This is a genomic window from Exiguobacterium sp. s125 (assembly GCF_018618605.1).
Classification (GTDB): Bacteria; Bacillota; Bacilli; order Exiguobacteriales; family Exiguobacteriaceae; genus Exiguobacterium_A; species Exiguobacterium_A oxidotolerans.
The window spans coordinates 933471-946364 of sequence record NZ_JACSMI010000001.1 but is presented as its reverse complement, the minus strand read 5'-3'; the positions used below and the strand labels follow the sequence as shown (position 1 = coordinate 946364).

Below are 12894 nucleotides of genomic sequence, written 5' to 3'. Positions count from 1 at the left end.
ATCTCCTTAGTTGAATGTCATATCAAGCCGTGAATCTTTTCCTTGAAGCGTCACTGTTGCCGTCGCACCATTGACGAGTGTCAATTGGGGCGGCTGATGACCGATGTCGAAATCATAAAAAATCGGCAGTCCTGTCTCTGTTGCAATCATTTGGTAGACATCCAGTAATGCATAGTCTTCGATTGCCTGCCCTGCGCTTGTTCGACCAAACAAAATACCAGTTGCGTTATCAAACCAGCCGGCAAGATGCATCTGCATCAAGGAACGGTGAAGATCAGTCGCGCTGGCTTCACAGGCTTCGAAGTACCAAAGAATCGGTTCACCCTCGAGTTGTTGTTCTTGAAATGCACGGACATCGCCATAAGGCGTACCGATTAAATGACGGACGGTTTCGAGGCATCCTCCGAGAAGTCGACCCGTTACCTGAGTGATGGATGGATTCAGGGTTTTCCATTCCGTCGGTTGATCGAAATGGAACATAAAGCGCTCAGGGCGGACGTCGTGATTCCAGGCTGTTTGAAACCTTGTCGACATCCATTGGGTCACGGAACCATCACGCGGTGTTGCAAGCACGCGACGCCAAGCAGCTGTCGTCTCGTCCCATTCTTCACTTCTCAACTCAAGCACGTTCGGACCATGTGCTGTCGCAATCCCCGTTTTTACGGTAATTGCGAACAAGACCGTACTCGTATCTGAATATCCGAGTAACCATTTCACCGGCAGTTCATAAAAGTCTAGATACGGTAATACATCCAAGGCGCGTTCGCCACCAAACGGCGGCAGGATCGCATCGATATCTGGGTTTTGGAACATCTGCATCAATTCAGATGCCCGAACCGCTGCTGTTGTACTCTGTGCTTTCTTTTGTGTCCAAACCGTATCACCAATCATCGTCTCCATCTGCCGGTCCTCTAAACGTAACTTGGATTCTTCGAGTAAAGGATGGAGCGCATCAGGTAAGCCGGAAGATAATGCTGTTATACCAATTGTTTGCCCTGTCCAGCCGAAAAATGGATACCTCATCTTCTTCCTCCTTCAGTTAACGATTAATTTTCTAAATCGATGATTTCTGATTTTACAAATTCACCAATCTGCTCCACACGTCGACGGAATCGTTCGATTGGGACGATTCGTGCCTCGCGGTGCATCTCTTTTCCGTCTAAAAACAAAAGTAAGACAGGGGCGGTGAAAATGGATAACGCTCCTGCAATTTCGGGAACGTCCGATACATCGACACGCGCCGATCGAATTTCCGGGTGTTCCAACATGATGGGTTCGATTTGTGGGAACAAGGATTCACAGACGGAACAATTCGGGCTTGAGACGTATAAAAAACTAGCACCCTGAACCGAATACCAGGACTGCACGGCATCAATGGACGTCAATCGTGTAAACTCAACCATCAACAAGACCTCCTTTTAAAAAATGTTGCTTTTATTATACCGCTCTTCGCATAGAGAAACCAAATTTCGTGCTAGCGTTCCCCTCACACAGCAAATGAAAAAACACCTAAAACTGCCTCGGTGACATCTCTCACTCGAAGCAGTTTCAGATGTTTTAAAGGGGGTCATCTAGTGTCAGTCTGAAGTGTAGCGTACTCTTCATCCGTAAAGGCACGGGATCGGGTCAGAAAACGTTTCCCTTCGACCCCTTCAAGCGAAAACATGCCACCGCGCCCATCGACAACATCGATGAGGAGTTGCGTGTGTTTCCAATACGTATACTGATCTTCATGAATATAAAATGGACAGCCGCCAATTGTCCCAATCAATAAATCGTGATCTGCGAGAAATAAATCCCCTTCCGCAAAGCACATCGGTGAACTGCCATCACAACACCCCCCGGATTGATGAAAGATGAGGGGTCCATGCTTTGCTCGTAACTTGTCAATCAACTCGAGCGTCGCCGCTGTAGCAAGGACACGTTCGACCATACGGACACTTCCTTTCTTCGCTTAGAAGAAACCGAGTTTGTTCGGGCTATAGCTGACGAGAAGGTTTTTCGTCCGCTGGTAATGATTGAGCATCATTTTATGATTTTCTCGACCAATCCCGGACATCTTGTAACCGCCGAATGCCGCATGGGCAGGGTACTGATGGTAACAATTCGTCCAGACACGTCCTGCTTCAATCGCCCGTCCGAAGCGATAGGCACGGTTCATGTCGCGCGTCCATACACCGGCACCGAGACCATATAACGTATCGTTCGCAATCTCAAGCGCTTCGTCATCCGTTTTGAACGTCGTGACGGACAGAACCGGTCCAAAAATTTCTTCTTGGAAAATCCGCATCTTGTTGTGCCCTTTAAAGATCGTCGGCTGGATGTAGAAACCGTCCGCAAGATCGCCGTCCATCTGATTGCGTTCTCCACCAATCAGGCATTCTGCGCCTTCTGATTTACCGATTTCTAGATAAGATAGAATTTTTTCCATTTGTTCATTCGATGCTTGTGCACCCATCATGACGTCGCCGTCAAGTGGATTTCCGAGTTTGATTGCTTTGACGCGTTCAAGTACCCGCTCCATGAACGGTTCATAAATCGACTCCTGAATCAACGCCCGCGATGGACAGGTACAGACTTCCCCTTGATTCAAGGCAAACATTAGTAACCCTTCGATTGCTTTATCGAAAAAGGCGTCATCGGCGTCCATAATATCTTCAAAGAAGATGTTCGGAGATTTTCCACCTAATTCAAGTGTAACGGGAATAATGTTTTGTGACGCATACTGCATGATTAAGCGACCTGTCGTCGTTTCACCCGTGAAGGCGATTTTCGCAATCCGTTTGCTCGACGCAAGTGGTTTCCCTGCCTCTAAACCAAACCCGTTGACGATATTTAAGACGCCTGCCGGGAGCAAGTCTTCAATCATTTCAGTCAAGAGTAAAATACTTGCCGGTGTCTGTTCTGCCGGTTTTAAGACGACACAGTTTCCGGCAGCTAATGCCGGTGCTAGTTTCCAGACGGCCATCAGAATCGGGAAGTTCCACGGAATGATTTGACCGACGACGCCGAGCGGCTCATGAAAATGATAGGCGACGGTATCGTTATCAAGTTCCCCGACAGATCCTTCTTGCGCCCGGATGACACCGGCGAAATAACGGAAATGATCAATCGCCAGTGGTAAATCTGCGTTTAACGTCTCGCGGACGGCTTTCCCGTTTTCTAGCGTCTCGGCGTAGGCTAAAAGTTCTAAATTTTCTTCCATCCGATTGGCGATTTTATTTAAGATGTTCGACCGTTCCGCGACCGATGTTCTTCCCCACGCCTCTTTGGCTGCGTGTGCGGCATCGAGTGCTAATTCGATATCTTCTTTTGTCGAACGCGCGACTTGGCATAATACCTTCCCGGTGACCGGTGTGATGTCATCAAAATATTCTCCATTGACGGGTGCCGTCCATTTCCCGTTGATGAAATTTTCATAACGATCTCTGTACTGTACTTTTGACCCTTGTGTGTTTGGAATCTCGTAAATCATGACTGTTTTCCTCCCTCAAATAAAATGGTCAACCCGAGAAGTTTTTGTATGCGCTTTCATTTTGGTCCCCCGTAAAAAAACCCCTCATGTACATACTAACAAATAAGTATGAAAAGTCAAAATTTTCCGTTAACTTTTTTGATTGAAAAATGCAAGACAGGAAACGATTATCGCCCCCTGTCTTGCATCTCTTAATCAACCTCTTATGAACGCGTCGTGTCGATGCCATCTTCATTATCTGACGGCGAGTCTGAGTTTCCGAAGTCACTGACTTTACTAAAGCCATCCGTATCTCCATCAATATCTTTTCCCGTCGCTGTAACAGATGGATCGAGTACATCCTCTTCGACCGGTCGTTGTTGCTCATTCAAGCTATTTTTTTCAGCTTCTTCTTTCGCATCATCAATGCATAAGAGTGTTTCAGGAATGATATCGAGACGCTCTAGCTCGATTTCTTTTCCACATACCTTACAGATTCCGTACGTGCCTTCTTCGATTGCTTTTAGGGCAAGATCGACGTCAGATAACATGTCTGTTTCTAAATCCGTGATCGCTTGATCCCGTTCCCGTAAAAATAATTCGTCACCTGAATCTCCAGGATGATTATCATAACTTGAAAGTGCGCCTTCGTCGTAATCTGTTTCACGGTTCTCGATGTTCGATTCCGTTTTATCTTTTTCCTTAAGTAGACGTTCTTTGAATTCCTCGATTTGTTTCGCTGACAACATGTTCATCATCTCCAATTCTCTATTCTGCTCTAATTATGTTTTAGCCGAATCAGAGGTATCTTAAACGTTTAGTTGCCGTTTATCAAAATCAGGCGAGAATACTCCCACCTCTAAGCGTCTCAGGGCGAAGCCCAGCGCAGGTAGGAGATGAATCGCCTTCGAGCAAGACGTGTCTTGAGACACGTCACAGCGTGTAGACAAACTAGATGGAAGGTCACTTGAATGTGATCTCCCATCTTTTTTTGCTCTCTCTTTCCTCCCTAATCGTCTTCCTGTGGCAAACATCGCGCCGCTTCGCTTCGCTGCAGGGTCGCTCCTGTTTGCTTTCTACTAGGAAGCGATTAGATCGGAAATCGAGGCTTTTTTAGCTTTCTTTCATATTATAAAGTAAAAGAAATATACCACGAAGGAGGGTTTCCCATGATGGGAAAACGAAATCAACCCCATCGTTCTGAAAACATTACGGTCACACTCGAACAATTGGTTCCTGCGGACCACTTGGTTCGCAAGGTTGATCAGGTGATGGACTCTCAATTCATCTATCCATTGGTTGAAAAGTTGTACTGTGAAAATAACGGAGGACCTAGCGTGGATTCTGTTCTCTTAATCAAGATGGCTCTTCTTCAATATTTATTCGGTATTCCTTCTATGCGGAAGACGATCCAAGAAATCGAAACGAACGTCGCCTATCGTTGGTTCCTAGGACTTGGATTGGATGAAAAGGTTCCTCATTTTTCAACCTTCGGAAAAAACTATGTCCGACGCTTCCAAGACACGACGATTTTTGAAGATATCTTCTACAAAATTCTGACCCAAGGCGTCGATGCTGGATTCGTGGACCCAGTGGTCCTGTTTATCGATTCGACACACGTCAAAGCAAATGCGAATAAGCGGAAATATAAAAAGAAACATGTTCGTCGTGCAGCACGTTTTTATCAAGATGAACTGGAACAAGAAATCAATGATGATTGTGAGGCGCACGGAAAAAAAAAAGCGTTTTACCCCCAAGAAGAAGGACGAGAATGATCGACGTTTGACGAAGGAGAGTACCACGGATCCTGAGTCAGGATATTACGTGAAGGGGAAGCGTGAAAAGCAATTCGCCTATTCCTTTCATACAGCATGTGATCGGAATGGTTTTGTCCTCGGGACAATTGTCACACCAGGTAATATTCACGATAGTATCATTTTTATTATGATGCGTATTACGATTGCTATCTCTGTGAAAATGATCAGCAGCTTGTCTATCGAACAACTACACGGGAATGAAGACGGGAGTACGTATCAGATCCAAAAATCTGCGAAACTTGTCCATTTCTAGAACGGTATACGAAAAGTCAGACGATGCAGAAAGTGATTCATCGGCATGTCTGGCAAGATGCAATCGACGAAGTCGAGCACCTTCGCCACACACCGGTTAATAGGCAGCTGTATGCCCGACGAAAAGAGACAATCGAACGTGTCTTTGCCGACGCGAAAGAAAAGCATGGCATGCGTTGGACTCGCTACCGCGGGTTAAAAAAAGTAACGATGCAGACCATGCTCACTTTTGCTGCCCTGAACCTCAAAAAATTGGCCAATTGGTCATGGGATTCCAGTCGGAATCCTAATGGAGTGTCATATTTTTTACGCATACATAAGACAAACCTTCATTTCCACTTGGAAATGAAGGTTTGTCTTATGTATGCGACGTGTCTTGAGACACGTCAATTGCACGACATTCTTGGTTCAAAAACACTCAAAATCAGGAATAAAATCAATGTCATGTTCTTTAAAAACTGAAGATATAGGGTTGTGACAGGGAGTTCGTCTGTCACGTAAAATCTTCAACGTTCACCTTGCGAATGACCGAAGTAGCGAAAACCAAGCAAAGTAGGCATCCGTGCAAAAGAAACTGACAAGATTAACTCTCAACCGTCGGAACGACGGGGTTAGCCTGATAAAGTTTCGACCGATAGGTCGGATCACTCAGGAACCTTCCACCTCTTAGCGTAGCGTAGGTGGAGGTAGTTCAAGAACATTTGTACGAACGAATCGACCCACGATAATCACAGATGACGGTCATGCATTCCTGCCCATCATGAAAACAAATTTGATGGCTTCTGCCATTCTTAGAAGTCGTGATATCATCAATCCATAGTCGTGATTCGTCTGCTGAAGATAACATCGCTACTTTTTCCCGAATCGAAAATAAGTCAAATGGCAATAAATTCAATGATTGAATCACGAGACCATATTTCCGGAACAACGGATCGAGTTGGTACTGCGATAAACTATATAAACTTTTTTCCGAACCACCGATCAACAATTGGATTGAATGCGAAGGTTCATGGCTATCGATCCGTTCCTTTTGAAGAATGATTCTTCCACGAACGCCAGACTCGTCGAAGATGCTTTGTACACGGTCTTGGGTAAACCGTAAACTTGACTCTTTAACATGAAGAACGAGATGCGCGAATTCCGCAAAGTCTGGTTTTCCGATTTCAAGGGATGGGATGTGTCTGACTTCTTCACGTTCAATGATTTCAATCAAATCACGCTCGATTTGCGGATCAACCGTCTTTTCTGCATAAACACGGACATCGACGACATATTGATCAATCACGGTATTGACTTCAAGTGTATACATCAATCCTGTATTTTTATCTTGTTCAATCATCAATCGATTTAAAATCAATTGATGCACTAAGTCGACAGGTGTGTAGGAAAGAAACTGACTCGTATAAATCAAATTTTTGAAACCACCCGATTTCCCATTCTTTGGTCGAGAACCATTGATCATATAGACGTTCACTTTATAATTCAGCATGTTTCCACCTTCTTATAGAAAAAATCGAAACAGACAGGTTCCGTTTCTATAGCGTACAATCTATTTGACGGAAATAATATTCGTTTTCGAATATTCCAAATCTCGTATACAAATTCTTGTTCATTTATGTTAAGAATAGACATCGTTAAAAAGAAATCGGGCGTGCATCACTGAGGACGCACGCCCGATTTCTTTACCCTTCCCTAACTACTTAAGCAAGCGAATTGATTGAATCATTGATTTGATTATATTGGCTGATGATTAATTGACCGAGACGCTCATTCGGCTGAAGGCCAAGATACGTCACTAAAGTCTCTTCGATCCCCTTTGTTTCGATAAATGTTTTCAATTCAACAGATTCCGAATCATTCGGGTCAGAATACGTTAACGCCGCTGCGATTCCGAGTGCTAGTCCATTCGCTTCGATGCCACGCTCCATCAATTCGCGCGCTGGTTTGACAAGGCGATCATTCGGACTGAGTTTACGGATTGGCGAACGGGCAACACGAACGATTTCGTCATGAATCCGCGGATTTTCGAACCGTTGAATATTCTTTTGGATATAAGCACTATGCTCTTTCGCATCAAACCCGTATTTTTCTAGTAACAACCATCCTGTTTCGTAAAGAGCCGTCTGGACCCCGCGTCGGACACGATGATCTTGCAGGCTTTGGGCAATCGTTTCATTTTCGAATAATGCACCTAGATACGATGTGAGTGCATGACCTGTATTGACAGTGAACAGCTTTCGTTCGATGAATGGTGTAATTTCCTCGACATATGTTACGCCTTCTAAAACTGGATAATCTGCCGGCAATCGTTTCGTTTCAATCACCCATTCAAAAAATGGTTCGACTTCAACGTACAACGGATCTTCATGACGCTGAAGCGGTACAATACGATCGACCGCTGCATTTGGAAAATAACTTGCAGCTTCAGTTAACGTCGTATGACGTGCCACTTCTGTTTGTAAGTGTGTCGATCCACCAATCATGTTTTCACAAGCGACGACATAAATGGGTTGATTTTTTGTTCGTTTTTCCAACCCTTTAGCAATCAGGGGTGCAATTTTCGAAAGCAGTGCTGGTCCGACAGCCGTCGTAACAATTTCTGCGTCTGCAATTGCTGCGATGACATCGTTTGCTTCCGTCATACTATTGAGTCCCGTAACACCAGTTACGGTCTCATTTGCCATTCCTTCAGCTGCATAGCCGACTTCATATGTGCCTCGAGACTTTAATTCGTCTACTACGGTCGTGTTGACGTCAACAAAACAAACTTCGTAGTTTGACTTCACAAGTTGTAATCCGATGAAGCCACGTCCAATATTACCTGCTCCAAAATGAACGGCTTTCATTTTTACACCTCCATCGATAACAGTTCGATGATTTCTTGCTTCGTTTTCGCTTGAATCAACTGCTCGACATTGTCTTCATCTGAGCAAATCACTGCGATATTTGATAAAATCTCCAAATGCTCATCACCAACACCAGCAATCCCAATGATTAATTTTGCTGGTTCAGTACCGAACGTTACACCGCCCGGGACTTGAAGAATCGATAATCCTGATTTTTCGACTTCACTTTTTGCTTCTTCCGTACCGTGTGGAATCGCAACATGATTTCCAATATATACACTCGACATTTCGTTTCGAGCTAACATCGAGTCCACATAGGCCGGGCGGACAAAACCGTGATCGACGAGGAGTTTCCCCGCCGCACGAATTGCCGCTTCTTCTGAATCGAATTGCTGATCGAGTAAAATCATATCTTCTGTTAGTTTCATTGCTGTTGCCATTGTAAATCCCCCTCTAATTTTTAAGAAATTTTATTGCGTGCCTTTTCAATTTCTTGAACGAGCTGATCGTAATATGCAGCATTCAAGAAGTTTTCGACCGAGCGATGTTCTGCATCTGGAACTTGTTCGACTGCACGTTCCGTCAAATCTTGGTGCGTAATGACGAACTCTGCGTCTGCTGGCAGGTTACTGATTGACGTGTTCGTCACCTTAATCGGCAAGCCAGCCTTGTTGATCTTATTCCGGAGAACGGAAGCTCCCATCGCACTCGAACCCATTCCAGCATCACACGCAAAGATAATGTGTTCGACTTCAGCGAGTGATTTTTTAGAATCTGCTGCGACAAGTGATGACGTGATTGAACTCTTACCTTTCATTGCACCGACATTCGCCGTTGCTTCTTCAAGTGACGTTTCCTTCGCTTTGCTCGTTTTGAGTAAGACAGCAGAAATTACGAACGTTACCGTTGCAGAGATGAGAACACCCGCAATCAAGCCGACATATGATCCACGTGCTGCCATCGCAAGAACAGCGATGATACTACCTGGTGAAGCCGGAGCGACAAGACCGACATCAAATATAACAAATGTCAAAATCCCACTCATTCCACCCGCGATCATACCGAGAAGAAGAACTGGCTTCATTAGTACGTACGGGAAGTAAATTTCATGAATCCCACCGATGAACTGGATGAATGCAGCACCTGGCGCTGTTTTTTTCGCTGCACCTGAACCAAAGACTGAGTATGCGAGTAATAATCCAAGCCCTGGACCCGGATTCGCTTCAAGTAAGAACAAAACGGATTTTCCTGCTTCACTGACTTGATCGAGACCAAGTGGACTTAAAATTCCGTGGTTAATGGCGTTATTTAAAAATAAGATTTTTGCGGGTTCGATGAAGAGACTCGCAAGTGGTAATAATTGTGCGCTGACGATTGCACCAACTGCCGCCGCCATGACATCATCCAACCCAGTCATGATCGGACCGAAGATTTCAAATCCTCCAATCATCAACAAACCACCGATGATGCCGACAGAGAAGTTGTTAACGAGCATTTCTAAACCTGGTTTCACTTTTCCTTCGATGAAATGATCAAATTTCTTGATGACGAATCCACCGAGAGGCCCCATGATCATTGCTCCAAGGAACATCGGAATTTCCGTCCCGACGATGACACCCATCGTTGCGAGCGCCCCGACGACACCCCCTCGAACGTCATGCATTAATTTACCACCAGTAAAACCAATTAAGAGCGGTAAGAGATACGTGATTGTCGGACCTACCAACTCCGCTAAACTTGCGTTTGGAGCCCAACCGGTTGGAATGAATAGTGCTGTAATGATTCCCCAAGCGATGAATGCACCGATATTCGGCATGACCATCCCACTTAAAAAACTCCCAAATCGTTGTACTTGTACCCGTAATCCACGGATTCCTTTAGTTGCAGTTGCCATCTCTATAACCTCCATTTCATTAAATTCAGTTAGTCGTTCTTTGCTACATGTTTATTGTATACTGCTTGCAAACGCTTACTCAATCTTTCCTAGTTCGCGTTTTGGCAAGGTAGTTGGACAAGTGAAAAAGATAGTACAGCGGACAATGAAAAATGGAATTCGTCACGAGACGAATTCCATTTTTCATTGTCTATTCGATTCATTCATCACATCAAACTTCCGTAACATTCAACTCCCGTTCAATGACTTTGCGGAACGTTTCATTGAGGACGGTGTCCAATTGTTGTTCATCGCCATATTCAAACTGAGTCGTCCGTTCTTCACTTTCAATGATTGCACCACTGATTGAACTCAGCAATTGAAGAAGTTCATCCGGTGCTTGTTCGGGCGCGACAAGTACTAAAATCCGCTCAACTGGATGGATGACTTGATCCATTCCGAGCAAATCGATAGCTTGATTCAGCTCGAAAATTAAAAAGGCACCCTGTTTGATTGAACTGTCACGTCCATGGAATAATGCGAGCCGTGTTCCTGGAATTCCAAGACCTGACATTTCATGCCGCCGCAACAATTGTGTCGACAGCTGGACCGCTGAATGCGCGATATCTTTCATAACCATCACATTACTTACTTCAAGAAGCAGCTCTTCTAGGCCTTCTGACTGTGAAGCAATCGACTCAATCGAAAAAAATTCTGTCAATTCACGTGCCGTTTTCACAAGTTGTTCTAATCGTTTTAAATCTAACCACCCCTGTACCTCTTTTCGGGCGGGTTGTTTAAATGATTTCGGAAGCGAGACAAGCAGTTTTCTGACACGATCGACTTCATCTTGCGGAAGTAAGGGGTTGACGAGTAAATGTGGTTGACTGATATCCGGCAACGGAACCGTCGATAATACAAAGTCGTAATCAGTTAAATTCAAACGATCAATCCCGAACAAGGAAGAATTTTCGATTTGATCAAGTTCTAAAAACTCTTGTCGCAACCGGTTCATTAATAATTTGGAAGAGCCAAGTCCTGCTGAACAAACGACCAGAACGCGATACGGAACTTTTACGACAGGTCTACTTAATACCGCTCCAAAATGCATCACCCAAAATGCTAAATCATGATCAGCAAACGCTTGATCCGAAAAGACGGTTTGCGCCACCTGTTTAACCGAATCGAACAGCCGTGGATACTCCCTTTCGATCTGCTTGATGACATAAGACGGATTGATGACGTTTTGTCGCGTATAGGACATGATATGGGAAACGAGTCCCCGCTCAAGGGCACTGTCTTCTGTAAACTGCTCTCCATATAAAAGAGAGACTTCCTCAATCAATCGCTTGACGCGCAATCGAATGACCAATTCTTCAGAACTGTCTAGTTGATCTTGTTGAAAATTGCGTAGTTCTTCTGAAATCCATTGACGCTCCGCAACTGTCAACGCATAGGGTAGACGTCGTCCGATGATGTCTACCCGTTGAAGCACTTCGACCGGGTACGTTTTCAATTCATAGCGCATTGGAAATATTTCCATCCGAATCGCTTGGAGCGCCAAACTAAGTGTGGCTCGCATAATTGACCGGTCGCTCAGTTCCTGTTGCTTTATTACGGGAGCGATTACTGCATAGGATTGATTGATTGCTTCGACCCACTGATTACGCGCCGGATGCAAAAGATCGGGTAATTGATTAAGATCCCCTTGGAGCAACCGGTAAAAGGACAATACATCCCATTGCGTGAAAATAAGCGAAAGCAATAAACGACGCTTATTGATTTCTTCGCCGATGACTTCAGCTCCGATCCCCTTCTTCCGCCGCAACTCTAAATCATATTGTTGAAACCATTCATCAATCCGCTCTAAATCTTGACTGATCGTACTCGGTGCGATGTACATCGCATGCGCAAGTGCCTGTAATTTAATCATGCCCGGTTCTTGTAAGAGACGATAAGTGAGCTCAACTTGCCGGTCATCCGTCGAAGGTAATGCTTTATGTGATAATAACAATGCCTCTCGGAGCTTCCGTTTGTCACTTTCATCCCCAACGAGCACTAATCCTCTTCCTCGAATATAATCCAGTTCTAACTGAAAAGAAGCAATTGTTTGAGCAATCGGTTCTCGTTCACGCTGAATGGTCCGTTCGGACGTTCCAAGCGTTTCTGCAATTTCTTGGACTTGAACAGGCTCTGTTTTTGTCAACAAATAAAATAAGACTTCACGTTCTCGTGTAGAAAACTCAATCAACCTTAATCAACTCTTTTCTTAATACAGTGATCACTTCATCGTAAGCCGCTTCAGACAACAGATGATTGACGATGCATACGCGATAATCCGTCACCCCCGTCACTTGGCGGACAATCTTCTCAGGTCCGACAATCAGATGTATTTCAGTAGGGACCTCCTTCAGACGATAACTCTGAACATCGACTTGCAACTGCTCCTGTCGCAGGCGCTTTCGTAGCACGTTCGCTCCTAGGACGCTCCCTACTAACCCAGAATCACAGACGAATCCGATTTTAAGACGTTTCACGTCATCACCCACCTCTTTTCTTTAATCCTAGCGGATGTGTCATTAAAAATGTTAATTTCTACAGACATTTTTCAGACTTTTTTTAAGGAACAACAAAAACGCCATGTGTGGAAAC

The 12894-nt window shown here is 44.6% G+C and carries 11 protein-coding genes and 1 pseudogene; 1 reads left to right on the top strand and 11 read right to left on the bottom strand.

All coding sequences use genetic code 11. The features are described 5' to 3' along the window. Positions 1–6 precede the first annotated feature (6 nt). From KNQ05_RS04605 to KNQ05_RS04585, 5 genes are all read right to left on the bottom strand, one after another. Positions 7–1023, bottom strand: a complete 1017-nt coding sequence (locus KNQ05_RS04605) for a S66 family peptidase (protein ID WP_214765071.1) — start codon at positions 1021–1023, stop codon at positions 7–9. 23 nt (positions 1024–1046) lie between these two features. After that, positions 1047–1403: a thioredoxin family protein gene (locus KNQ05_RS04600; RefSeq protein WP_088837254.1), complete on the bottom strand. Its 357-nt coding sequence runs from the start codon at positions 1401–1403 to the stop codon at positions 1047–1049. A 164-nt stretch (positions 1404–1567) separates the two neighbouring features. Then, positions 1568–1933 (bottom strand): DUF779 domain-containing protein, encoded by a 366-nt coding sequence (locus KNQ05_RS04595; RefSeq protein ID WP_029330465.1) that lies wholly within the window; start codon positions 1931–1933, stop codon positions 1568–1570. 21 nt (positions 1934–1954) lie between these two features. Beyond that, entirely contained in the window at positions 1955–3475 is a 1521-nt protein-coding gene (gene adh, locus KNQ05_RS04590) for an aldehyde dehydrogenase (protein WP_214765073.1), read from the bottom strand. Positions 3476–3678: 203 nt separating this feature from the next. Further along, positions 3679–4203 (bottom strand): TraR/DksA C4-type zinc finger protein, encoded by a 525-nt coding sequence (locus tag KNQ05_RS04585; protein WP_029330472.1) that lies wholly within the window; start codon positions 4201–4203, stop codon positions 3679–3681. Between the two features lie 420 nt (positions 4204–4623). On the opposite strand from KNQ05_RS04585, the pseudogene KNQ05_RS04580 reads away from it, so the two are divergent. Beyond that, positions 4624–5985: pseudogene (locus KNQ05_RS04580) on the top strand (transposase). A gap of 229 nt (positions 5986–6214) precedes the next feature. On the opposite strand, the gene KNQ05_RS04575 reads toward KNQ05_RS04580, so the two are convergent. The 6 genes from KNQ05_RS04575 to KNQ05_RS04550 form a co-directional block, all read right to left on the bottom strand. Continuing rightward, positions 6215–7012: a hypothetical protein gene (locus tag KNQ05_RS04575; protein ID WP_214804477.1), complete on the bottom strand. Its 798-nt coding sequence runs from the start codon at positions 7010–7012 to the stop codon at positions 6215–6217. Between the two features lie 211 nt (positions 7013–7223). After that, positions 7224–8369 carry a mannitol-1-phosphate 5-dehydrogenase gene (locus tag KNQ05_RS04570; RefSeq protein ID WP_214804475.1) on the bottom strand — a complete coding sequence of 382 codons (1146 nt, stop codon included), beginning with the start codon at positions 8367–8369 and terminating at the stop codon, positions 7224–7226. Between the two features lie 2 nt (positions 8370–8371). Then, positions 8372–8809: a PTS mannitol transporter subunit IIA gene (locus KNQ05_RS04565; protein WP_088837260.1), complete on the bottom strand. Its 438-nt coding sequence runs from the start codon at positions 8807–8809 to the stop codon at positions 8372–8374. A 20-nt stretch (positions 8810–8829) separates the two neighbouring features. Further along, positions 8830–10263, bottom strand: coding sequence for a PTS mannitol transporter subunit IIBC (locus tag KNQ05_RS04560; protein ID WP_088837261.1), 1434 nt, complete (start codon positions 10261–10263; stop codon positions 8830–8832). 211 nt (positions 10264–10474) lie between these two features. Then, on the bottom strand, positions 10475–12493 hold the full coding sequence (locus KNQ05_RS04555) for a BglG family transcription antiterminator (RefSeq protein ID WP_214801796.1): 2019 nt from the start codon (positions 12491–12493) through the stop codon (positions 10475–10477). Then, on the bottom strand, positions 12486–12779 hold the full coding sequence (locus KNQ05_RS04550; protein WP_214765075.1) for a PTS sugar transporter subunit IIB: 294 nt from the start codon (positions 12777–12779) through the stop codon (positions 12486–12488). Before KNQ05_RS04550 ends, KNQ05_RS04555 begins: the two co-directional genes overlap by 8 nt. Positions 12780–12894: the final 115 nt, after the last annotated feature.